Genomic DNA, 24,160 nt, shown 5'->3' with positions numbered 1-24,160 from the left:
GGTAGGATGATTGCTGTTATCGGCGCCGGCATGGCCGGCCTGACATGTGCCCGCGCGTTGAGCGCGGCCGGGCACGGCGTGACCGTTTTCGACAAGGGTCGCGGCGTCGGCGGGCGGCTGGCCACGCGGCGGGTGGACATCGGCGGCGAAACCCTGTCCTTCGACCACGGGGCGCAATATGTCACCGCGCGGGAGCCCGCCTTTCAGGCCCGCATCACCGAGGCCATGCGCGCCGGCAAAGCCGGCCTGTGGGCGCCGGACATATCGCCCGCGCCGGCAACCGACCGGCGCAACGATTGGTGGGTCGGCGCCCCGTCCATGTCCGCCCTGGTCAAAACACCGGCCCTTCAGGCCCTGCATCCCCGGACAGGCGAAAAAGTGGTGCGTATCAGCGGATCGGCGCGCGCCTGGATGCTGACACTGGACAGCGGGCACACACACGGCCCCTTTTCCGCCGTGGTGGTGACCGCCCCGGCACCGCAGGCCGCCGACCTGTTGCCGGAGATGGCCGCGAGCGGACGGCAGGCCCTGGCGGCTGTGCGCTACGGCCCGTGCTGGACGGCGATGGCGGCGTTCGCCACGGCGCTGCCGGGGGCGGACCTGTATCGTGATGACACGGCGGACCTGGCCTGGGCGGCGCGCAACGGCACGAAACCGGGACGCGGCGGTCCTCATGACTGCTGGACCCTTCAGGCGAGCCCCGACTGGTCGCGCGCCCATCTGGAAGAAGACGGCGGGACCGTCGCCGGCCGCCTTCTGGCCCTGTTTCTGGACTTGCTCGGCGAAAAAACCGGTCTGTCCCCCGGCACGCCCATGCATCTGAGCGCCCATCGCTGGCGCTACGCCCGGGTCGAGACACCGCTGGGTGCGTCCCACTGGGAAGACGGCGCCCTCGGCCTGTATGCCGGCGGCGACTGGGCCCTTGGCGCGCGGGTGGAATGCGCCCATGACAGCGGCCTTGCCATCGCTGAATCCATTGTCCGCACCCAGGCGCCCACCTTGGCGCCCACCTTGGCGCCCACCCTGGTCGCCCACAGGCAGGCCGGCTGATGCCGGACCGGCCCGGTCTGTTCAGCCAACCGGTCAGGGCGGCGGTTGTCGGGGCCGGCGGCGGCATCGGCGGGGCTTTTGTCCGCCATATCGCCGCCAAACGACCGGCGGCGCTGTGGGCGCTGTCGCGCCGCAAGCCGGACAGCCTGCCGCCAGCGGCCCGCTGGCTGCCGGTCGATATCCTGGACGAAGACAGTATCGCGGATGCGGCCGGGGCCATGGGTGACAGCCCGCTGGACCTTGTCATCGTCGCGACCGGCATCCTGCACGCCCCTGACATGGCGCCGGAAAAAACCATGCGCGCGCTGACGGCGGACGCGCTGGCGCGGGCCTATGCGGTCAATGCCATCGGCCCGGCGCTGGTCGCCAAGCATATGCTGCCCCGGCTGGCGCGGGATAGGACATCGGTCTTCGCGGCCCTGTCGGCGCGGGTCGGCAGCATATCGGACAACCGGCTCGGCGGCTGGCATGCCTACCGCGCGTCCAAGGCGGCGCTGAACCAGCTGATCCGCACCCTGTCCGTGGAACTGGCGATGAAAAACAAACAGGCGATCTGCGTCGGCCTGCACCCCGGCACGGTGGACACGGGCCTGTCGGACCCCTTCCAGTCCCGCGTGCCGGAGGGCAAGCTGTTCACCCCCGACTTCGCGGCGGAAAAACTGCTCGCCGTACTCACGGGGCTGACCAGCCGCGACAGCGGCCGCCTGTTCGCCTGGGACGGGGCGGAAATCGCCCCCTGAGCGCGGCCGGCCGCCCGGTCAGTGCCACAGCCTGCCGCCTAGCCTAGCTTGCGATCAAATCTACACACGGCATCAACCGCCGTTGTTTCAACACCAAAAAGCTTGAGACAATCTCTAACACGGACCGAAAAGCCTTGACCACAGCATCACTGAAACTTTCAAGATGCAGGCTTAACAGCAAAGCCGAGTTTAAAGTAAACTGACTTTGGTTATTTATCTGCCGCGAGCGAACTTTAGAGCCCAGCTATCTTCCACGTCAAACTCATCGTCATCATCGTCGTGGTAAGCCTCTGTTTCAGAGGTCAGAAGAGTAAGTCGGTATCCATTGGATTGAGCCACGGTCTGTTCAAAAATTGCTTGGTTGGGTTTAGCATCAACCCAAATATCAGCGTTTATCTCTTCCCATGAACTAAAATGCCCAATGAGGTCTTGGCTCCTAAATGATAAACTACCCTGAGGTATAAGGCTTCCGTTTCCTACATTGAGCCATGGGAAATCAGTGTGTCTCTTTATATATCTGATTTTGTTGCCTTTAGAAAAAATAATAGCAGCAGGCTCGTTGGCATTTTGCTCAACATATCTACGCGCCATAGCCTCTTTGCTTACACAAAAAAACTCTGCGAGCTCCATGATATGTTCTAAATCAGCCCCTTTATGTGATTGTAGATACTGTTTAATGTGTTTTCTTGGCATCAACAGCTCTGCAGAAAAGACATTCGCTTCAACTTCCATTCGAATATAACGATCATTCCTGTCAATTTTTTCCATCGCCAGATTTTTAGCGGTGCACTTAAAACCATCTGGGCTAACAGACTTGTGCCAAGGGTTCAAGTAATGGCCAAGTTCATGACCAATTGTATATCTTTTACGTTCCTCTGATCGGTCTGCGCGAACAATAATAGCCCCCTCTGATTTATCTTCGGGTGCAATTAGCGCGCCTTCAAAGCCTGTCTTAGGCTGTTCCATTATCTCGTATATATCTAATGCTGTAGCAATTTCACGTACTGGAATAGGACAATTAACATCAGACAATTGATCAAGAACGGCCTGAGCCAATTTGACGGGGTTGCCCCCAGCATCTTCTAGCTCCATACGATCAATACTGATCATTTCTTTACCCTTTGTCGCTCCAGCATAGTTTGAATCATAGTTTCCAAAAGCTGTTTATCATCTTGTCCAAGATCTTTTGCTTGCCGAAACATCCTGACAAATTCAGAATCATCTTTGTCATCGGATAAATCCTCGCCAACCAAAGTTTTTATGGCAACACCGAAATGATCAGAGTAACGCTTGAGCAAGTCCACAGAAGGATTTTTGCTTTTCCCTTTTTCCAAATCGTAGACGTGGGTTTTAGAAATTCCTATGGCGTCAGCAACTTGTTGCAGAGACTCCCCTTTCTTGACCCGAAGTTCTTTTAATTTTGCAGATAACGACATCCTACACCCCTAAGACTCAAATCGGCATCTCCATGAAGAAGATGCCGTTAGATTATTCTGAACAAAATTATATCACACCTATTGACAAAGACAACCGTTAGATATATCTGTATCTTATCGGTAGATCAAAAATTAGGAGAAAATGAATGGCTGATAGGCCAGTAAGCCGCACGGGTAAAGACAGTGATGGGGACATCACGTCTTTGTGCAATCCCGGAGACTTTTGGTCTCCGCGTAAAAAAGATGATGCAATCAATGACATCGAATCTGGCGTCCATACCTACTATGTCCCATGGACAAGTGGTCGTACCCCAATTCGTGTCGTGAATGGCGCAAGCGGTAAATATCTTCGGACGGATCGTGATCAGACTGACAGAAACAATCTTAATGATTTGCCAGATTGTTAATCAGTAACTCACATACTTCATAGAAAGGCATAAGTATGGCACGGAAACGCGTAACTGTAACCCAAGAAAGCGGCACAGGCCGTAATCAACGATTTCATGACAACTACAATGGAAACGACATGAACCGTAGTCAGTTCGTCAACGAAATCAATCAAGGTAATTATCCAAACTACCATGTCCGCAACATCAATGGTTTAGATACACCAGTATCGAATCCTGATAAATCGCGGAACAACAACCTTGATTAAAAAAGCGCAGTGCTGCTCCTCCCATTTGAGAGCGGCACTGCTTTCACCAAATCCCCACGTACACCTGAAAAACAGAGCCTTCCCCCAACCAAGACGTTAACCTCAAACGCACCCAAGTCGCTGTCGGACTATTTCGGCAACCTGCAACATAGACGCAAGAAACCAAAATCGGTCAGGAAACCGTCGTCAGTGCTGGATAAAGTGCCAACCACCTCGCGACAGTCGTCACCGTCTTGGTACTGAAGCTTCAGATATCACCGCCCCTTCAGAATTGGCGCCGCCGGTCGCGGGGACCGGGTTTCGGCCCCCTGATCAGACCGCCGGCAAGGACCGCGATCAGCCCGGCGATCTGGATCGTGCCGAGCCACAGGATCAGCCCGGTTTCCACGCCGTGACCCAGCCGCGCCGCGCCCCATGCGGCGGCAAGACAGGCAGCGGCGGCCACCCACGGGAGGGTACGCCCCCTGCGGCCCACCCGCCCCGTGCCGACCGTGACCGCCAGACCGGCGGCCGCGACACTGGCAACGATGACAAGGATAGTCCACATCACCCTACTCCGCCGCCTGGTTGACGGGGCCGCGCGGCGCCGTGCCGACGGGCAGCGGGTCATGCGTCACGGTCCCCCGGCGTGCCAGACGCAGCGCCAGAAGCATGAACAGCACCCCGAGACCGATCAGGACGAGGTCCGCCACCCCGGCGGCAAACCGCAGACGCGCGAACGCCTGCCAGAACGGCTCGCCCCCGGCGGTGGCCTTCAATGCGGGGGCCAGCAGCCACAGCATCCCGGTAACACCGGCGCCAAAGGCCATACCGGCCCGCAGGTCCCGCACCCGCAGCATGCCGCAGAATGACAGGACAAGCCCTGCCCAGAAGACCGTCTGAATGACGGCCATGGACGCCGGACCGCCCGTAAGGTGCGCCGCCGCGAAAACCCCGGCCAGCGCCAGGGGCAGACCGAACCCGACCCCCGCCGTCAGGCGCGACAGCACGGCATGGCCGCGCCGGGCGCGGGCCCCGGCCCGCAGGGCGCGGCGCTCGATCCAGGTCATCATCCCGGTCAGCACCAGAAGGCTTGAGACAATCCCGAGCACGGACCACACGGCCTTGACCGCGGGGCCGGCGAAATTGCCGAAATGCAGCCCCAGCAGCAGGGCCAGGGTCTTGGACAGGGCGGCGGTGTCGGAAATACCGTCAAGACGGGCGGCAAAGGCACCCGAGGCACCGTGATAGCGGTATTTGACCTGCGATGCGTTTCCGGGTTCGAAACCGGATATGTCCACAAGGGCACCGGCATCGTCAAAATGATGCAGGTGAACGATCGTCGGCTGAAAACCGGGAGCGCGTGCGCCCACATCCCGCATCAGACCGTCGAGATCGGCGGTGCGCGCATACACCCCCGACGGCGCCCCCGCCCCGACGAAGGTCGCTTCAATACGCTCCATATCGCCACCGAAACTGACCAGCGCCACCGCCGGCAGCAGCAGGGCGGTGGCGAAACTGAGAAGGGTGCCGGTGAAGCCGATCATCAGATTGAACAGCAGCGTCCACACGCCGAGCGTTTTGTGCAGCTCCCGCACGGTGACGGCGCGGCTGCGCCCGCGCCGAAAGGAAAACATCCGGCGGAACAGCTTGCGGTGAATCACCACCCCCGACACGGCCGAGATCAGCAGGGTCAGGCCGAGAAATCCGGTGGCGAAACGCCCCCACGGCGCCGGCAGCCACAAATCCGTGTGCAGATGCACCAGAAAGGAGCTGAGCGGGGTCGTCCAGTCCGTCTTGTACAAAATCTCGGTATCGCCCGGCTTGGCGGCACGCAGGCGCCCGCCCGCGCCGGCATCATACTGATACACCATGCCGTCATGGCTGTGTCCGCCCCCTTCGGCGATGCTGACATGCCCGACGCCGCTGCCGGGCCGGGGCGGAAAGACAATGATCAGGCCGTGCGCGCCGTGGTCGCGGGAAAACCGTTCCAGCCCCGCCCGCACGGTGGCATCGTAGCGGAAATCTTCCGACAGGCGTGGGCCAATAGAGGGATCGGCCCAGGCGGCGACTTCCACCCGCGCGAAAACGGCGACCGCCCCCGTCAGGACGATGACGAACAGGACAAGCGCGGTGATCACCCCTGTCCAGGCATGCACGGCGTGCAGTTTGCGAAAGGAAAGGTTGGCGGCCATGTCAGGTCATGGCTCCGGCAATCAGCAGGGCATTTCCGGCGATCACGGCGGACAGCAGCAGGGCGGACGGCCAGAGCCGGCCGGTCATCAGCACCAGAAAGAAAAACCCGACATAAAGAAAGGGAAAGACGATGATCGGCAGAATGATCCGGTCCACCGGCCCGACAGGCGCATAAAGCCCCAGGCCGACAATCGCGGCAACGGACGCGATCAGCGCCACCGGCCCGGCCAGAAACAGACGCAGGCCCCGCCGGGGAAACAGTCCGCCGGCACCGGGTTCCGGCGCCGTCATGTCACGCGCATGTGTCACGCAGCCAATCCCATACTTGCTTGCGGCCCGGCTTTGGGTCCGCGCGTTTCAATCCGGCCCCCTGAAAACCGGCGTCAAAACGCCCGTGCCGTCAGGGTCACGCCGAATGTGCGCGGCGGTGCGACACCGGCAAACGCCCCGACCCGCGAAATCAGCGCCGTCTCGTCGCCCGCGTTGCGCACGAAGGCCCGGATGGCATACCGACCCATATCATAGGTCACGCCCACATCCATGAGAACATAATCACCGACGCGGGACCCGGGGATATTGTCGAATGTGGGGAAATACCCGCTGACATAATTCACCCTGGCATCCAGTGTCAGGGCGTCGACCGGGCTCCACAGCGCGGCCAGATTGGCCGTGACACCCGGATCGCGGCCAAAATCATTGCCGTCGAAGGTGGGGTTCGAGGCCGGACCCGCACCGATTTCCGTTTCCAGCAGACCGACCGCCCCCGACAGGGTGACGGTGTCCGTCACATCGGCGCGCACCTCGACCTCTAGGCCGTAGGATTCACTGTCGGGCACATTGGCGACAATGATGGTGTTGCGGTCGCCCGGTGTGGTTTCCAGGAAAAACTGCTGGTCGTCATACCAGTTGAAAAACGCCGTCGCGGACAGGAACAGCCGTCCGTCCAGAAACGCACCCCGGTAGCCCGCCTCCAGCGCGCTCAACCGCTCCGAGGCATAGGTATAGGGCTGCAGGGTCAAAAAATTGATGGCCGCGCCGCCGGCATTGAACCCCTGCCGGAAGGTGGCGCGCAGGGTCTGGTCCGCCTGAAGGGTCCAGAGGACACCGACACTGGGCAGGAAAACGGTTTCCTCATCGCTAAAATCGACCGCGCCCGCCGGCAGACCGGGGAAAAAGGATGTCGCCGCCTGATCGCGGTCCTGGTCGATGGACAACACGCGTCCGCCGGCCGTCAGTTCCACCGCCGACGACAGGGCGAAACGCAGATCGGCAAAGGCCGACAGCGTGACCGATTCCGTCGCCGCGTCCGAATTGACGGGAATGCCGGCGATCACCGCGTCCTGGGAGCGGTCCTCAAGGGCGGCGCCGGCAAGGCCGGACAGGCGGCGGCCCTCCTCCTGCCCGAAGCGGAAAATCAGGTCCTGGGCGAAAAACCGTTCCTCCGTCTCGAACAGGCTTGGGAAAACCTGCGCGTCGACGCTGTCATACTGCACCCTGGTATAGGATGTCAGCGATTGCAGCGACCGGCCGCCGCCCAGATCGAGCACGGCGTCCAGCGCCCCTGTCACGGCATCATTGTCAAAGGTCCGGTTGGGGCCGTTGAACAGGATAACCCGGTCGCCGAACGCGCCGCCACCGGCATCGGGGCCCGTGACGATGTTGCGGGTCTGCGGGGTCGTCCCGGTCTGATAATCGACAAGGGCGTTGACCTCCAGCGCGCCGAGGCCGGTGTCGAACCGCCCCAACAGCTTGCCGCGCAGGCGCAGGGCGTCGAAATCGGTCAGGAACCCGTCGTCGGCGCCGGGCGGGGTGCCGACCACCTCGCGCGGGTCGTCACCGTCCCGGTACTGCACCGTCAACCGCCCGGCCAGCGTGTCGCCCGCAAGCGGGCCGGAGACGAAACCGGACAGAACATAATCACCGTCGCTGACATCGTCGAACAGGCCGGTCACCTGGATTTCGGCCTCCGGGTCGAACGTGGGGTCGTTGGTCTCGACGATAATCGCCCCGGCCAGGGCATTGCGCCCGAACAATGTGGTCTGGGGCCCGCGCGCCACTTCGACCTGGCGAATGTCATACAGGTCGGCAAAGGCGGCATTGGGCAGCGCCGCCACCTGCGGCACGCCGTCAACCACGGTTGTCAGGCGCGGCAGCGACCCGGCGGCGGCACCGGTGGCGATGCCACCGCCGCCGCCGCCCTGTATACCGCGAATGGTCGGGACCTCGCTGATCCCCTCGACCAGAACATTGGGCGCGAACAGCAGCATGTCATTGATGTGCCGGCCCGCCTCGCGCTCGGTCACGGCGGTGTCGAACACCGTTACGCTGGACGCGGCGTCAAGCAGCCGCCGCGCCACCCTTTCACCGACGACGACAATCGTCTCCACATCGTCGTCCGGCAGGGACGCACCGTCGTCCCCGACCGCCGCCGGCATGGCCGACAAGCACAGCGCCAGTGGCCTCCACCCGGTTTTACCCCACCCGTTTTTCCATGGAAAAACAGCCATTGTCCGCCCCCAATGCCTTGCCGGTGCCTCGGGACGCAACCGCACACCCCAAGCTAAGAATGATTTTCACTCTCGCTGCTAAGAGGCGTGATAATGAATGTCAATAACAAAACATGTTCTTTGTTCCCTGTTGGTTTGCGGCGGGGCGGTCAGTGACCGTATCCGGTGGGCGTCCAACCTGAGCGGACGAAAGGCGGCCACAAAAGCCGCCCACGAAAACGCCCGCAGGACCGTCAGGGGTCTTGCGGGCGCACATGTCCAATTTAACCGGATATACATCAAGAATGCGGTCAATCCGGACAGACGTCAAGTCTTCTTTTTCACCGTCCCTTCCGAGCCTCCCCCGCAGCGGGACCCGCCCATGCGCCGTATGCGGTGCCGGTTATATCCGGAAGCGCCGTAGCCGCCTGTCCGCAACACCGGGATGTCCCCTCCCGGCCGTTTTATCCAGCACCCCATAAAATGAGAATGAATTTCATTTACATTATCGAATGGGGCGTGTATTGCGAGCCAATCGAAAGTTTAACAACAACCAATGTGATCAACGATCACTCTTTTCACGGGGGAAACGCATGCTTGGATCAGCGCTGACCGGAGCGTGTTCAATATGCGCGGCATATCCGATAGACGGGACTTGTAGGACAGGCTGGGCATACAGGGCCTTGAGGAACATTTCGCTTTTGGCGGGTGTGTCCATGGTGGCGGTGGCCGGGGCCGCCGCGCGGGAGATCACGGAGAGCACCGCGGAGAGCACTGTGGGAAATGCCCCGGAAACGGTTGCGGAGACCGTCACGGAGGCCGACGACGACCAGACGGTGGAGGTCATCGTGGTCACGGGCGAGAAAATCGCCCGCACGCTGGAGGAGGTCACCGCCAGCGTCGAGGTGGTGACAGCCGCCGAAATCGCCCGCGAACCCATTGCCGACCTGTATGAAATCGTCGAGCGCATTCCCAATGTCAACTCAGCCCTCGGCGGGCTGGGGTTCGCCATTCGCGGCATCGACCAGCGCGGCATCGGCAGTGCCGGCAGCGGCCAGACGCTGACCATTTATGTGGACGATGCGCCTTTGGGCAATTTCACCACCTTTTTCGGGCCGCTGGGGTCGTGGGACCTGGGCCAGGTGGAGGTCTATCGCGGCCCGCAGTCGACCAATTTCGGGCGGAACGCGCTGGCCGGCGCCATTTATGTGCGCACCCAGGACCCGAGTTACGACTGGGAGGTCAAGGCGCGCGCCGAAATCGGCGAGTATGACACGCGCCAGCTTGCCGCCGTCGTCAACGGCCCGCTGGTCGACGACCGCATCGCCTTCCGCCTGACCGGCGACTACCGGGAAACCGACGGTTTTATCGACAACACCTTTCTCGACGAGCCGGCGGACGCCACGGAGCTGAAAACCGGGCGGCTGAAATTCCTGTTCGATCCGGCGGAAAATGTCCGCATCATCACCACCACATCCTACACGGAAAATTTCGCCGGCGAGGACGGGGTCGCGGCGTCCGGCGGCTTCACCCGCGAGGTGGCCTACGACACGCCGGGCCGCGAGGGAACGGAGACCTTCCTGCAATCGGTCAACGCCACCTGGGAGGTCAGCGACCGGTTCGAAATCCAGTCGCTGACATCGTTTCAGACGACGGATTATGTGCGCTTGGAGGATTTCGACCTGACGCCCGCGCCCATCGCCGCGCTGGACCGGACCGGCGAGGACGAGGCGCTGGCGCAGGAATTGCGGTTCAAATATCAGGGCGACCGGCTGAGCGGGGCGCTGGGCTTTTTCTTCGTCGACACGCGGCAAAGCTTCGACGACACGTTCACCATCCCCATCACCATCGTCAATCCGGCCCTGCCGCTGGACAATCTGGTCTCGCGCACGTCCCTTTTCGATGACGAGGCGACCAATTACGCGGTTTTCTTCGACGGGTCCTACAGGCTGGGCCGGGATGTCGACCTGCTGTTCGGCGGACGCTACGATTATGAGGACCAGACCAATGTGGCCACGGCCATCACCGACATTGTGGGCGACCTGCCGCCGGGGTTTGAGTTTCTGGAAAGCCTGAGGGGCGAGACCGAGCAGCGCACGGACGCGGATTTCGAGGCCTTTCTGCCGAAAATGGGCCTGCGCTGGCGCGCCAGCGAGGCCATGACCCTGGCCTTTGTCGCGCAAAAGGCCTACCGCGCCGGCGGGGCCGAAATCAATGTCGTCGATGGCGGCATCGAGAGTTTCGACCCGGAATATCTGTGGAATTACGAGCTGTCGGCGCGCGGCGTCTGGCTGGACGGGCGCCTACGCTGGAACGCCAATGTCTTCTATTCGGACTGGACCGACCAGCAGGTCGCCATTCAGGTCTCGGACACCATCACCAATCTGTTCAGAACCGTCAACGCCGGCCAGTCGACCCTGTACGGCCTGGAAACCGATATCACCTGGGTGGTGGACGAGCGGCTGGAAGTGTATGGCGGTCTCGGCATCACGGAAACGGAGTTCGACGATTTTCCCAACCCCATGGCGGGCGAGGGCCGACCGGACAATTTCGCCGGCAATGCCTTCCCCTTCGCGCCGCAGGTGTCCCTCAACGCCGGCTTCGATTACCGCCATCCGAGCGGCCTGTTCACCGGGATTGACGTCAATTATCAGTCCAGCGCCTTTTCCGATCAGGAAAACTTCATCGTCAACGAGGTGGAGGGCCGGACCCTGATCAATGCGCGCCTGGGCTATGCGGTGACGGATAATGTGCAGATTCTGGTCTATGCCCGGAACCTGCTGGACGAGGATTACTTCACCACGCTGGACCGCCAGCCGGGCAACGACTTCGCCCGCGTCGGCGCGCCGCGCGTGATCGCGGCCCGTCTGGATGTGCAGTTCTAGACGGGCCGGCGGATGCGCGGACGGGACGGAACGGTCTGGCGGTTGGGCCCGGTGACACGGCCTTGACGGACCGGGCGGGCGCGGTTGATCATGGCGGCGCCACGGGAAACAGGCAAGCATGGGGGACACGCGACGATGGGGGATGAAGGGACATGACAGCCCTGACAGCCTTGGCAACATTCGGCGGATTTGCGGCGGCGCTTGGCGGCCTGCTGGGCGGTTTGGTCAGCCTGCGCTGGTCTTGGGCCAACCGGGCGCGGCCCCATGGGGGCGCCATTGTGCTCGGCTGGGGGCTGATCGGGCTGTCCGCCGCCGGCTTTGTCCTGTGGCGGGGCGGGGAAATCGGCCTGCCGCTGTTTTTCATCACCCTGTCCCTGCTCGCATACGGGACCGTACTCGCCGCCCTGCAACGGCGCGGCGTCAAATCGCGCGGCACGGCGGCCGCCGCCCCCGATACCGCGACCATCGGACCAGACGCCATCGACCCGGCCCACAGGCCGAAACGTCTGGCACGTGGGCTTCTGCGCACGGCCGCCGCCTTTCTGCTCGCCGGGGCGGCCGCTATCGGCATCGGCGTCATGGTGGCGACATCGGCACCGTGGAGCGACGTGACCCGCATCGCCGTCGGCGGATTGATCGTGCCCATATTGTGGGCCGCCGGCATGGCCTGGACCCTTGTGGACACACGGATCCTGCGTGCCTCCATCCTGCTGACCGGTGTCGCCGCCCTGTCGCTCGGCATGGCATTTTTTTAAAGGGACCCACCCGATGACGGAACCGACCCCGCAAGAACCGATGCAGAAACCGATACAAAAATCGGGACGGCATCGATCGATCTGGCCGAAAGTGCCGGCACGGTTCGTCAGCGGCGTTCTGGCCGGTCATTCGGTGCTGGGCCTGTCCTTCGCCGCGCTGATTTACGTGATCTGCCTGTCCGGCACCATTCTCGTCATGGCGCATGAAATCGAGCGCTGGGAATATCCCGCCGGGCCGCTGGTGAACACCGCCACGCCGGACCAGATCGATGCGGCGCTGGCAAACGGCTATGCCTACGCCCGCGAAAACGACAAGCTGCACGATATCTTCATCGAGACCCCCAGGCCGGACGCGCCGCGCCTGCGCGTGCGCATTCTCGATTCCGAGCGCGGCATCGATGAAACATGGCTGGCGCGGCAGGACGGGACCCTGATGGAACGGCATGACAGCACGGTCTTCCGGTTTCTGGCCGACCTGCATATTTTTCTGCACATGCCGCGCACCATCGGCCTGTTCATCGTCGGCCTGATCGGGGTGACGCTGTTATCGTCCATTCTGTCCGGCGTTCTGGCGCATCCGCGCATTTTCAGGGATGCCTTCAGCCTGCGCTGGGGGGGATCGCGGCGCCTACAGGAAGCGGACCTGCACAACAGGCTCAGCGTCTGGGGCCTGCCCTTTCACATCGCCGTGTCGCTGACCGGCGCGCTTCTGGGCCTGTCGACCCTGATTCTGGGCGTTCTCGCCTATGCCGCCTTTGACGGCGACATGGAAAAGGCACGCGGCACCGTCGCCGGCCCCGCAATCGCCGAAGACGACACCCCCGCCCCGCCGCTGCGCGTGGGCCCGACCCTGCACCGGCTGCTGGCCGAACACCCGCAGGGCCGCCTGCTGCGCGTGCGCGTCGGTCATATGGCGACCAAAGGCCAGGCGTTCGAGGTGCAGTTGACCGCCCCCGGCCACCTGACCAGCAGCGAACGCTATTATTTCGACGGCGCGGGCAATGATCTGGGCATGGCCGGTTACGCCGACGGCACGCCGGGCCAGCAGATCATCGGCGCGCTCGGCCCCTTGCATTTCGGCTGGTTCGGCGGCCTGCCGGTCAAGCTGGCCTATGTGCTTCTGGGGGCGGCGCTGACCGTCGTCACCTGTAGCGGGGTGACCATCTGGATCGCCCGGCGGCGGGACAGGGGCAAACCGGTGCCGGGCTGGCACCGCGCCTGGATCGCCGCCGTCTGGGGCCAGCCCGTGGCCCTCGGCGTGACCGCCGCCGGCCTGATCGCCGTGCCGGACTTTCCGCCCCTGATCCCGTATCTGACGACGGTGCTGGCGGCTTTCGCCGCCGCCCGGCTGATCCGCCGGACCGCACCGCTGTCACGGGCCCTGCGCCTGGCCGGCGCGGCGGCCCTCGGCGGTGCGGCCTTCATCCATATGGGCCACTGGGCGGGACAGATCGCCGACCCCATGGGATGGGCCGGCAATGCCGTGCTGCTCACGCTCGCCGGGGCGCTGGCGGCCTCCACTCTTGCGGGCGGGCGCAGCATGGCAGCCGGCCGGACAAGTCCGGCGGCCGCCGAATAGGCCCTTACCCGTTTGCTGAAACGCAACACTTAAGCGCCGGCGCCGGCACTCCGCCCTTGCGCCCGGTGCGGCGATGCACGATGCTGACGGCTGTGAAGGGACGTCCTTCAGGGGTAACAAAGATAAAAACCAGGCAGGCCGCCAAGGGGGCATCATGTTGCTGACGAAAGACCGGCTCGCCGCCGTGCTGGGTGTGTATATGGCGTTTGTGTTCATCCAGTCGCTGTTTTACAAATTCAGCAATTCAGCCGAGACACAGCATATCTTCGGAACGCTGGACGCCTGGGCCGCGGGTTTTGGCGCCGCCGGCCTGTTCGCGCCGACGGGCCTGTTCAGCCAGTATGTGATCGGCGGCGCCGAACTGGTGGCCTCCACCCTGATCCTGGCCGGCACGCTCGCCGGCGGACTGCGCGTTCTACAGGGAGTGGGCGGTATTTTCGGGACCGCCATCATGACCGGGGCCATCGGCTTTCACCTGTTCACGCCATTGGGGGTGGAGGTTCAGGGCGACGGCGGCACGCTGTTCATCATGGCGTGCGGGGTGTGGCTGTCCGGCGTGGCCCTTCTGGTCATGCGGCGCGCGGATATTCTGGCCGTACGGCTCAGCCTGTAAACGTAAGACATACGGCATACAGCCGGTGCCGGGATTTTGTCAGTAAGTGTCATAAGCAATTGCGCAAAAATGACGCAGCATGGGTGACATCGTTCACCGATGCGATATATGTCATGCGACGATGCAACATATGCCATGAGAAACGGTCGGGGTTTCGATGGTCCAAGCGGCCACGGCGGGGGTAAAGGTGTATTCTCGCGTCGTGACAGTCTGGGGCAGTTCGGGGGCAATCCAGACAAGGATTTGTGCATAACGGTTCTTCGGGTATCGAGTCTTCGGGTAGTGGTTCTTCAAGTATCTGGGCGGTCTTGCGAGTATACGGCCTTTGTTGATCTGGACGTTTGTTGATACGGGCGTTTGTTGATACGGGCACTTCATATCCTGTTTCGTATTTTCCAACTGATTTTTCACACCAAGTGCATTCGGGTGATTCTTATGCGTGGCTTTCTTTCCTGCTTGTTCGTGATGCTGGCGCTGGCCGCCTGCGGGAACGGCGATCAAAACGGTGCCCCCGGCGGCGAACCCGGCATGCCCGGCGGCGCACCGCCGGTCAGCGTGTCCGTGCCGCTGAAGTCGGAAATCATCGAATGGGATGAATATACCGGCCGTTTCGAAGCGGTTGAAAGCGTCGATATCCAGGCCCGCGTCAGCGGCTATCTGGAATCCATCCATTACGAGGACGGTCAGCTGGTCAAAAAAGGCGATCTTCTGTTCGTCATCGACCCGCGCCCGTTCGAGGCGGTGGTCGAGCGGGCCGAGGCCGAGGTGGAGCGCGCCGAAGCCCGCGTACAATACACCACGACGGAAGCCCGGCGGGCCGAGGAACTGGTCGGACGCGGCAATATTTCGCGCGAGCAGTTCGACCTGCGCGTTCAGGAACGCAGCCAGGCGCTGGCGGAGCTGGACGCCATGCGGGCCGATCTGAAAACCGCCCGGCTGGATCTGGAATTCACCCGTATCAAAGCCCCTGTCGGCGGTCGCATCAGCGACAATTTCGTCTCGGTCGGCAACCTTGTCGCCGGCGGCAATACGAATGCCACGGTGCTGACGCGCATCGTGTCGCTGAACCCGATCTATTTCGTCTTTGACGGCAGCGAATCCGCCTATCTGAACTATCAGCGCCTGCAACAGGCCGGCGACCGTCCATCGTCACGCGATGCGGAAAATCCGGTACAGATCCGCCTGTCCGACGAAAAGGACTTCATGCACACCGGCTATATGGATTTCGTCGACAACCGGGTCGACCCCAACACCGGCACCATCCGGGGCCGGGCGGTGGTCGAGAACACCGATTATTTCCTGACACCCGGCGTGTTCGGCCGCATGCGCCTGCGCGGGCGCGATCCGTATGACGGCCTGCTGCTGCCGGACAGCGCCATCATGGCGGACCAGTCGCTGCGCCTTGTCTATGTGGTGGGGCCGGACAATGTCATCGCCCCCCGTCCCGTCGTGCCGGGGCCGATGTACCGGGGCCTGCGCATCATCCGCGACGGCCTCGCCGACGGTGACCGCGTGGTGCTGGACGGGCTGATGATGCTGCGTCCCGGCATGCCTGTGGCACCGCAGGACGGCGCCGTCACCTTCAACGACCAGCAGGGCGGAACCCGATGAAGTTCACCCACACCTTTATCGAACGGCCGATTTTCGCCACCGTTCTGTCCATTCTGATCGTTCTGGTCGGCGCCATTTCCTATTTCAGGCTGCCGGTGGCGCAATATCCCGACATCGCGCCGCCGACCATTCAGGTCACGGCCAATTATCCGGGCGCCGACGCCCTGACGGTGGCCCGCACGGTGGCGACCCCGCTGGAACAGGAAATCAACGGCGTGGAAGGCATGCTGTACATGTCGTCCCAGTCCACCAATGACGGCAGCCTGACGCTGACCATCACCTTCGGGCTCGGCGCCGATCTCAACCAGGCGCAGGTGCTGGTCCAGAACCGGGTCGCCGTCGCCGAACCCCGCCTGCCGGAGGAAGTGCGCCGGCTGGGTGTGACCACGCAGAAAAATTCACCCGATCTGATGATGGTCGTCCACCTGCTGTCCCCCGACAACAGTCTGGACCAGCTGTACATCGCCAACTATGCCATCCTTCAGATCCGCGACCGGCTGGCGCGTATCGACGGGGTCGGCGATATCTTCATCTTCGGCGCGTCGGAATATTCCATGCGCGTGTGGCTGGACCCGGACCGGATCGCCAGCGTCGGCCTGACCGCCGAAGAAGTGGTCGCCACCCTGCAAAGCCAGAATATCCAGGTGGCCTCCGGCGTGCTGAATGACGAGCCCCTGCCCGCCCGCCAGGGCGATTTCGAATTGAGCGTCCAGACCCAGGGCCGCCTGGTCGAGCCGGAACAGTTCGAGGACATCGTCATCAAATCCGATGTGGAGGGGCGGATCACCCGTCTCGGCGATGTCGGCCGGGTGGAACTGGGCGCCGCCGATTATGCCACCAAAAGCTATCTGGACGGCAAACCGGCCATCGCGCTCGTCATCTTCCAGCGGCCCGGCACCAATGCCCTTGAGACCGCGACGGCGCTGAGGGACACGATGGAGGGTTTCAAGCCCGACTTCCCGCAAGGGTTGGACTATGACATCGTCTACAATCCGACGGAATTCATCAGCCAGTCGATCAGCGCGGTGCTCGAAACCCTGATGGAAGCGGTCATTCTCGTCGTGCTGGTGATCGTTCTGTTCCTACAGAAATGGCGGGCGGCGCTGATTCCGTCCGTCGCCATTCCGGTCTCGCTGATCGGCACCTTCGCGGTGATGAGCGCGTTCGGCTTCAGCCTCAACAATCTGACCCTGTTCGGGCTGGTGCTGGCCATCGGCATCGTGGTGGACGATGCCATCGTCGTGGTGGAGAATGTGGAACGGAACCTGCGCGAGGGCAAAACCGCGCGCGAGGCCGCCCACATCACCATGGACGAGGTGGGCACGGCCCTCATCGCCACCTCGCTGGCGCTGATCGCGGTGTTCCTGCCCGCGTCCTTCATCGGCGGTATTTCCGGACAGTTCTTCAGCCAGTTCGCCCTGACCATCGCGGTGGCGACGGTTCTGTCCACGGTGGTGTCCCTGACGCTGAGCCCGGCGCTCTGCGCCATTTTCCTGAAGGGGGAGGAGCTTGCGCGCCAGCGGGACAAGCCGCGCACCGGCCTGGGCAGCCGCTTCAGCGACTGGTTCAACGGCGGGCTCGACCGCGTGGGCCTGCGCTATGGCGGGATGACCGGGCGCCTGACCCGGCGCGTCGGCATCATGTTCACACTCTATGCCGGGCTGATGGCGTTGGCCTATATGGAATATCAGCGCGTGCCCGGCGGCTTCATCCCCGAGCAGGACAAGGGATATTTCATCATCGCGGCCCAGCTGCCGCCGGGCGCGGCCCTGTCGCGGACGGACGATCTGGTCCTGAGGATCACGGAGGAAGCGCTGGCGGTGGACGGCCTTACCAACGCCGTTGCCTTTGCCGGTTTTTCCGGCGCCACCTTCACCAATGCCTCCAATTCGGCGGCCGTTTTCGTGTCGCTGGAGGAGTTTGACGTACGGCAGGAGAAGGGGCTGGACTATTACGGCATCCTCAATGACCTGCGCCAGCGCATGATGCAGTTCCGCGAGGGGTTCGTCGTGGTCATACCGCCGCCACCGGTCGAGGGCATCGGCAGCGGCGGGGGCTGGAAAATGATGATCCAGGACCGTGGCGGGCGCGGCGAACGCGTCCTTTTCGAGGCAACGCAGCAACTGGCGGGCGCGGCCTGGGCCAATCCGGCGGTGTCGACGCCCTTCAGCTTTTTCGAGGTGCAGACACCGCAGCTGTTTGTCGACATCGACCGCGCGCGGGCGGAAATCCTGCGTGTGCCGGTGGCCAATGTCTTCAACGCGCTGGAGGTTTATCTCGGCTCGTCCTTCGTCAATGATTTCAACTATCTGGGGCGGACATACCGGGTCACGGCACAGGCCGACGCCGCCTACCGCCTGGACGAGGACGACATCGCCCGTCTGCGCACGCGCAATCAGGAAGGCGGGATCGTGCCCATCGGATCGGTGGCGACGTTCGAGCGTATCACCGGACCGTCGCGCATGCCGCGCTACAATCTGTTCCCCGCCGCCGAGTTGCAGGGCGACACCGCGCCCGGCTATGCGACCGGCGAGGCGCTGGCCTCGATGGAGGCCTTGGCGGAGCAGATCCTGCCGCCGGGCATTTCCTATGAATGGACGGAACTGGCCTATCAGCAGAAAAACCAGGGCGACACCTCGGCACTGGTCTACACCCTTGCCGTGGTGTTCGTCTTTCTGGTGCTGGCGGCCCAGTTTGAAAGCTGGCTGCTGCCGCTGGCCATCATCCTGATCGTGCCGGTCTGTTTCCTCAGCGCCATGATCGGCGTGGATATCGCCGGCTTCGACAACAATCTGCTGACCCAGATCGGGCTGGTGGTGCTGGTGGGGCTGGCGTCAAAAAATGCCATCCTGATCGTCGAATTCGCCCGTCAGCTGGAAGACAGCGGCCGGACCCGGTTCCAAGCGGCGGTGGAGGCGGCGAAACTGCGCCTGCGGCCGATCCTGATGACGTCCTTTTCCTTTATTCTCGGGGTCGTGCCGCTGGTGATCGCCACCGGCGCCGGCGCGGAAATGCGCCAGGCGCTCGGCGTGGTGGTGTTTTCAGGCATGATCGGGGTGACCCTGCTGGGTCTCGTCTTCACACCGGTTTTCTACGTGGCCTGCCGGTCGCTGGCCAGCGATCAGCGCAAGTTGCGCGCGCAAGGAGACGGGGAAGCCGGCGAGGAAACGGCGGAAACCCCGGCGGGCTGACGCGCGCGCCGCCGGCTTTTGCATTTCGGCAGGCCGACCCCGCCACATGCGGCAAAGACCGCCCAAGGGCATGGCTTTTTCCGGGCCATGCCCTTAGCGTCTGTGATATCCGGGACCCGCCGGTGACCGCGCAAGGGGAAGGACGCGCCGTGGCCTCCGACAAACCGATATCCGACACCCAGACATCCGATACAGAGGCATCCAATACACCGCCCTCCGACGCACCGTTATCCACTCCACAGGCAGAGGATAAGACATCCTATGGCATGAGCGTGGCCAAGGGCACGGCCTATGCCGTGGTCATGCGGCTGAGCATCCGCCTGATGGGTCTGGTGTCGCTGAGCGTCACCTCGCGCATTCTCTCGCCCGAGGATTTCGGCGTTGTCGCCACGGCCACCATCGCCCTCGGCATTTTCACGATTTTCCGTGAAACCGGCCTCAGCGAAATTCTGGTCAGAACGCCGGACCTGACGGACAGCAAGGCGGCCTCGGTGTGGACGCTGCGCCTGATCCTCAGCATCGGCGTCTCGCTGGCCGCCATGGCGCTTGCCGTGCCCGTCTCGTGGCTCTTGGGGGAACCACGGGTGGCGCCGGTTCTGTTTTATCTGGCCTTTGTGCCGACGCTGGAGGCCCTGGCCAGTCCGGCGTCGGCCTTTCTGATCCGGTCCTTCCGCTTCGGCAAGGATTTCGTCCTGAAAATCAGCCAGAAATCGGTGCAGGTGATCGCGGCCATCACGGCGGCGCTGACCATCGGCAATTACTGGGCGCTAGTGGTGGCCATGCTGGCGGGCACCGTCGGCGACCTGATCCTCAGCCAGATTTTCCATCCCTTCCGCTACCGGCTGACCCTCAGCCATTTCGGGGAAATCCGGGGCTTTGCCTTCTGGACCTTCTGGCGCAACCTGTCGATCAACCTGTCGGGCCGCATCGATTCCCTGGTGGTGCGCCCCCTGCTGAACAGCAGTATTTTCGGCCTGTATCATGTGGCGCGGGAACTGACGCAGATTTTCGTCGTCGAACTGGTGGGCCAGGTCCAGCGGGCCACCCTGCCCGCCCTGTCGCGCATGCAGGACGACGCGCAGCGCATGGCCGATGCCACCGCCCGCCTGATGGGGCTGCTGGCGCTGACGGCGGTGGCGCTGTCTCTCGGGGTGGTGGCCGTCGCCCATGACATGCTGGTCACGCTGCTGGGCTGGCAGTGGGAAAACGCCACCCCCTTCCTGCAACTGCTGGCGCCGGGGGCGGCGTTCACCGCCATCGCCACGGTGAACCAGTCCCTGTTCATCGCGTTGGACCGGCAGAAACTGTCCGCCGCCTTCTGGGCCGCGCGGGCCGGCGTTTTCGCCGCCGGCTGTGCCATCGCCGGCTATCTGGCCGGGCCGCACTGGGTCGCCGGTACCTTCAGTATCCTGGCCATGCTGGTGACACTGGCGGAAATCCACACCCTGCGGCGGCTGACCGGCGCGGCCTTCAGCCTGACGGGGGTGTTTTTCCGCCCGGTGGCGGCGGGCGGGCTGATGGTCTGGGGGGTGTGGTCGATGCCGGCCTTCATCGCCCAGTCACTGATCCTGACACTGGCCCTGAAAGTGGCCGTGGGCGCCGCCATCTATGGCAGCGTCGTCATCCTGCTGTGGCTGGCGACCGGGCGACCGCAAGGGGGGGAGGCCACGCTTATCGACTATCTGGGCCAAATCCTTGAGCGTCTGCGGCAGCGCCTCGGCAAGGACTGAGGCCGGGACGATTCAGGCCCATCGGAGCTGCATGGCAGGTGGGCGTCTGGCCGGCCGTATGAAAAGTGTAACACTCCGGCTGTAGGCCTCGTCTGTTGAAGGTTTCAAAACATGGCCCCTTCCTGCCTGCCCGTCGGGCCGGGACTGTTGATCAGTGCCCGGCGGACGGGCTGGCGCATCTGGCGGAGACGCCGGTCGCGGGCCATGACGGCGGATGCCGGGCGGCATGGCATCCTGCCCAAAAGGGTACCGGGAATCATGGGCGGCGGTCAGGCGGTCAATCAGCCTCAGGTCAATCGGGTGTGCGATACCGAACAGGCACGGGACATCCGGGCCGGAAGCGGCGGCTTCGGCGGCTATCTGGTCGAACAGGGCCTTCTGTCCGCGCCGTCGGTGGACCAGGCCCTGCATGCCAGCGCCGAGACACGGTGCGGCCTGCCGGCCGCCCTGATCGACCTGGGCCTGATGTCCGACACGGCCTGCCGCGACGCACTGGCCGCCTTTGCCGGGGTGCCCGTCTTTCAGGGACAATCGGACAGACCCGAAGCCGACCTGCCGGACACACACGGTCTGAGCCCGGACTTTCTGAGGAAGAACCATGTCCTGCCCCTGTACGGCGAGGACGGGACGGACGGCACAATCCTGCACATGGCGCTGAGCGATCCGCTTGACGGGTTTCTGATCAAGGGGATGGAAATGGCGACGGGCTGCACCGTCGCCCCCCATGCCGCCACGCGCGCGGACATCGCCGCCGGCCTTGTCCGTCTGGACAGCGCCGCGAAAGACACGGCGGAGGACGGGCCCGGCCAACCGACGGTGCTGGGCGACGACGATCTCAGCCGTCTGAAGGAACTGGCCAGCGAAGCCCCGGTCATCCGTCTGGCCAATCAGGTGCTGGACCGTGCCGTCGCCTGCCGGGCCGCCGATATCCATATGGAGCCCGCCGTGGGCGGCCTTGCCATCCGCTATCGGGTGGACGGACGGCTGGAGCCGGGCCCGCCGGTGGCGCCGGACATGGCGGCGGCCCTGTTGTCGCGCCTGAAACTTCTGGCGCGGATCGACATCGCGGAAACCCGCCTGCCGCAGGACGGGCGCATCCGTACCACCGTGCGCGGCCGCAAGATCGACCTGCGCGTCGCCACCCTGCCCTCCGTCCACGGGGAAAGCATGGTGATCCGGGTGCTGGACCGGTCGGCGGTGGCGCTGGACCTGCCGGCGCTGGGGTTCGACGGCGCGCGGCTGGACCTGCTGCGCGGTCTCATCCGCGAACCGAACGGCATCATCCTGGTCACCGGCCCGACGGGCAGCGGCAAGACCACCACCCTCTATGCCGCCCTGTCGGAGGTGAACGAGCCCGGCCGCAAAATCATCACCGTCGAGGACCCGGTGGAATATGAAATCGACGGCCTTGTCCAGGTGCAGGTACAGCCGCAGATCGACCTGACCTTCGCGCGGGTGCTGCGGGCGGCGCTGAGACACAATCCGGATATCGTGCTGGTCGGCGAAATCCGCGACGGCGAAACAGCACGGATCGCGATCGAGGCCTCGCTCACCGGGCATCTGGTTCTGGCGACCCTGCACACCAACAGTGCCGTTGCCAGTGTATCCCGACTGCTGGACATGGGGGTCGAGGACTATCTGCTGGCCTCGACGCTCAGGGGGGTTCTGGCGCAGCGGCTGGCCCGCACCCTGTGCCCCGACTGCCGCACGGCGGAACAGGTGCCGGCCGCGCTGGTCCGCGAACACGGCGCACGGCTGCCCACTGGGGCCGAGACCGTCACCCTATACAGCGGCAAGGGCTGTCAGACATGCGGCGGCAGCGGATACAAGGGCCGCACGGTCCTGTACGAACTGCTGCCCGTGGACGGCACGGTGCGCGAGCATCTGTTTGCCCGCACGGACGCCCGCGCGCTGGAAGCCCGGCTGGCCGGCGACGGGTTCACCACCATGCGCGCCCACGGTGTGGCCAAGGCCCTTGAGGGCGTCACCTCGCTGGCGGAAGTGCTGCGTGTGACGGCGGGAGACGGGTGATGCCGCGTTTCCGCTATCAGGCCATCACCGCAAGCGGCGCCACGGAACGCGGCGAAATGGATGCCGAAAACCGGCTGGCGGCCTTCCGCCAGTTGCAGCAGGCGGACAAAACCCCGGTCAAGGTGCTGGATGCCGGGGACGGATCGCTCAGCACCCTTCTGGACATGGAACTGGGGGCCCGCACCATCAGCCACGCGGACCGGGCCGCCCTGCTCGGCGAACTGGCGGCGCTGCTGAAAGCCGGCCTGACGGTGGAGGAAGCCGTCGACCTGACGGTGGATATCGCCGACAACCGTCTGGCCCGCGCGGCGCTGGGCGATGCGGCACAGGCCTTGCGGGCGGGCACGCCGCTGTCGCGGGCGCTGGACGACCGGCGCCTTGCTTTCGCGGGCGCGGACCTGGCCCTGATCGCGGCGGGCGAGCGGTCCGGCGCGCTGGGTCCCATCCTGTCCCGGCTGGCGGAACAGCAGGCACAGGCCCTCAGCCGGCGGTCCGCGCTGGTCTCGGCGCTGGTGTATCCGGCGATCCTGACCCTGACGGCCTGCGCGGTCATCATTCTGATGGTGACGGTGGTGGTGCCGCAATTCGAACCGGTCTTCGCCGCCGCCGGCACCGACCTGCCCTGGCTGACCGCACAGGTCCGGGCGCTGAGCACCGGCATCGTCGCGGGCCTGCCGTTTGCGGCCCTGACCGTTGCGGTGCTGGCGGTCGCAGTCCCCCTTGCACTGCGCCGGCCGGACACCCGCCTGCGTCTGGACGGCTGGCTTCTGGCCCTGCCGGGGCTGGGGCGGTTTCTGCTGCTGTCGCAGGCGGCGCGCTTCGCCCGCGCGCTGGCCCTGCTGCTGGAGGGCGGCGTTGCCCTGCAATCGGCCCTGACGCTGAGCGCCCGCACCGTTACCAACCGTGCGCTCGGCAAACGGTATCTGGACATGGTCGCCGCCGTGCAGCAGGGCACGCCGCTGTGGCAGGCCATAACCGGGGCCGGTGTGATGACGCCGCGCGGTCTCAGGCTGATCCGGCTGGGCGAGGAAACGGCCAGCCTGCCGGCGACGCTGAAACGGATCGCCGACAGCGCCGAGCATGACATCGACACCGCGCTGAAACGCGCCACCGCCCTGTTGACCCCCGCCGTGACCCTGATCATGGGCGGTGTCGTGGGCATCATCGTCTGGTCGGTCATGTCGGCCATTTTGGACATCAACCGTCTGGTCTGAAAGGCATCA

Annotated in this window: 19 protein-coding genes; 13 read left to right on the top strand and 6 right to left on the bottom strand. The window is 63.9% G+C overall.

Annotated features, from left to right (window positions below; translation table 11 throughout):
• The first annotated feature begins 6 nt into the window (after positions 1–6).
• Positions 7–1,050, top strand: a complete 1,044-nt coding sequence (locus tag BXY39_RS11270) for an NAD(P)/FAD-dependent oxidoreductase (protein WP_170163785.1) — start codon at positions 7–9, stop codon at positions 1,048–1,050.
• Positions 1,050–1,790, top strand: coding sequence for an SDR family NAD(P)-dependent oxidoreductase (locus BXY39_RS11265; protein ID WP_121938923.1), 741 nt, complete (start codon positions 1,050–1,052; stop codon positions 1,788–1,790). Before BXY39_RS11270 ends, BXY39_RS11265 begins: the two co-directional genes overlap by 1 nt.
• 213 nt (positions 1,791–2,003) lie before the next feature.
• Here the strand turns inward: BXY39_RS11265 and BXY39_RS11260 are convergent, their stop codons facing one another.
• Complete coding sequence (locus BXY39_RS11260; RefSeq protein ID WP_121938922.1) at positions 2,004–2,900, bottom strand: ImmA/IrrE family metallo-endopeptidase; 897 nt, start codon at positions 2,898–2,900, stop codon at positions 2,004–2,006.
• A complete protein-coding gene (locus BXY39_RS11255; protein WP_121938921.1) occupies positions 2,897–3,226 on the bottom strand; it encodes a helix-turn-helix domain-containing protein in 330 nt (109 codons plus the stop codon). Before BXY39_RS11255 ends, BXY39_RS11260 begins: the two co-directional genes overlap by 4 nt.
• A 146-nt stretch (positions 3,227–3,372) precedes the next feature.
• Between BXY39_RS11255 and BXY39_RS11250 the strand changes: the two genes are divergently transcribed.
• Both BXY39_RS11250 and BXY39_RS11245 read left to right on the top strand, forming a co-directional pair.
• A complete protein-coding gene (locus tag BXY39_RS11250) occupies positions 3,373–3,633 on the top strand; it encodes a DUF3892 domain-containing protein (protein WP_121938920.1) in 261 nt (86 codons plus the stop codon).
• A 35-nt stretch (positions 3,634–3,668) separates the two neighbouring features.
• Complete coding sequence (locus BXY39_RS11245) at positions 3,669–3,881, top strand: hypothetical protein (RefSeq protein WP_121938919.1); 213 nt, start codon at positions 3,669–3,671, stop codon at positions 3,879–3,881.
• Positions 3,882–4,146: 265 nt separating this feature from the next.
• Here BXY39_RS11245 and BXY39_RS11240 read toward each other — a convergent pair whose 3' ends face one another.
• The 4 genes from BXY39_RS11240 to BXY39_RS11225 form a co-directional block, all read right to left on the bottom strand.
• Positions 4,147–4,428: a hypothetical protein gene (locus BXY39_RS11240; protein WP_121938918.1), complete on the bottom strand. Its 282-nt coding sequence runs from the start codon at positions 4,426–4,428 to the stop codon at positions 4,147–4,149.
• A gap of 4 nt (positions 4,429–4,432) precedes the next feature.
• Positions 4,433–6,055 carry a PepSY-associated TM helix domain-containing protein gene (locus BXY39_RS11235; protein ID WP_121938917.1) on the bottom strand — a complete coding sequence of 541 codons (1,623 nt, stop codon included), beginning with the start codon at positions 6,053–6,055 and terminating at the stop codon, positions 4,433–4,435.
• Between the two features lies 1 nt (position 6,056).
• Positions 6,057–6,365, bottom strand: coding sequence for a hypothetical protein (locus BXY39_RS11230; protein WP_147453550.1), 309 nt, complete (start codon positions 6,363–6,365; stop codon positions 6,057–6,059).
• 74 nt (positions 6,366–6,439) lie between these two features.
• Entirely contained in the window at positions 6,440–8,563 is a 2,124-nt protein-coding gene (locus tag BXY39_RS11225) for a TonB-dependent receptor (RefSeq protein ID WP_121938915.1), read from the bottom strand.
• A gap of 662 nt (positions 8,564–9,225) precedes the next feature.
• Here BXY39_RS11225 and BXY39_RS11215 point away from each other — a divergent pair.
• The 9 genes from BXY39_RS11215 to BXY39_RS11175 all read left to right on the top strand — a co-directional run bounded on the left by BXY39_RS11215 (position 9,226) and on the right by BXY39_RS11175 (position 24,151).
• Complete coding sequence (locus BXY39_RS11215) at positions 9,226–11,427, top strand: TonB-dependent receptor (RefSeq protein ID WP_211332207.1); 2,202 nt, start codon at positions 9,226–9,228, stop codon at positions 11,425–11,427.
• Between the two features lie 152 nt (positions 11,428–11,579).
• Positions 11,580–12,182 (top strand): hypothetical protein, encoded by a 603-nt coding sequence (locus BXY39_RS11210; protein ID WP_121938912.1) that lies wholly within the window; start codon positions 11,580–11,582, stop codon positions 12,180–12,182.
• 13 nt (positions 12,183–12,195) lie between these two features.
• Positions 12,196–13,761, top strand: a complete 1,566-nt coding sequence (locus tag BXY39_RS11205) for a PepSY-associated TM helix domain-containing protein (RefSeq protein WP_211332206.1) — start codon at positions 12,196–12,198, stop codon at positions 13,759–13,761.
• A 154-nt stretch (positions 13,762–13,915) separates the two neighbouring features.
• Positions 13,916–14,374, top strand: coding sequence for a hypothetical protein (locus tag BXY39_RS11200; protein ID WP_121938910.1), 459 nt, complete (start codon positions 13,916–13,918; stop codon positions 14,372–14,374).
• A 435-nt stretch (positions 14,375–14,809) separates the two neighbouring features.
• Positions 14,810–15,985, top strand: coding sequence for an efflux RND transporter periplasmic adaptor subunit (locus BXY39_RS11195; protein WP_211332205.1), 1,176 nt, complete (start codon positions 14,810–14,812; stop codon positions 15,983–15,985).
• Positions 15,982–19,176 (top strand): efflux RND transporter permease subunit, encoded by a 3,195-nt coding sequence (locus BXY39_RS11190; protein WP_121938909.1) that lies wholly within the window; start codon positions 15,982–15,984, stop codon positions 19,174–19,176. Before BXY39_RS11195 ends, BXY39_RS11190 begins: the two co-directional genes overlap by 4 nt.
• 122 nt (positions 19,177–19,298) lie before the next feature.
• Positions 19,299–20,906 (top strand): oligosaccharide flippase family protein, encoded by a 1,608-nt coding sequence (locus tag BXY39_RS11185; protein WP_170163784.1) that lies wholly within the window; start codon positions 19,299–19,301, stop codon positions 20,904–20,906.
• Between the two features lie 111 nt (positions 20,907–21,017).
• A complete protein-coding gene (locus BXY39_RS11180) occupies positions 21,018–22,937 on the top strand; it encodes a GspE/PulE family protein (RefSeq protein WP_121938907.1) in 1,920 nt (639 codons plus the stop codon).
• Complete coding sequence (locus BXY39_RS11175) at positions 22,937–24,151, top strand: type II secretion system F family protein (protein ID WP_121938906.1); 1,215 nt, start codon at positions 22,937–22,939, stop codon at positions 24,149–24,151. The genes BXY39_RS11180 and BXY39_RS11175 overlap by 1 nt, the downstream gene beginning before the upstream one ends.
• Positions 24,152–24,160: the final 9 nt, after the last annotated feature.

The organism is Eilatimonas milleporae, from assembly GCF_003688555.1.
GTDB classification, from domain to species: Bacteria; Pseudomonadota; Alphaproteobacteria; order Sphingomonadales; family Kordiimonadaceae; genus Eilatimonas; species Eilatimonas milleporae.
This window is presented reverse-complemented; position numbering and strand designations above follow the sequence as displayed.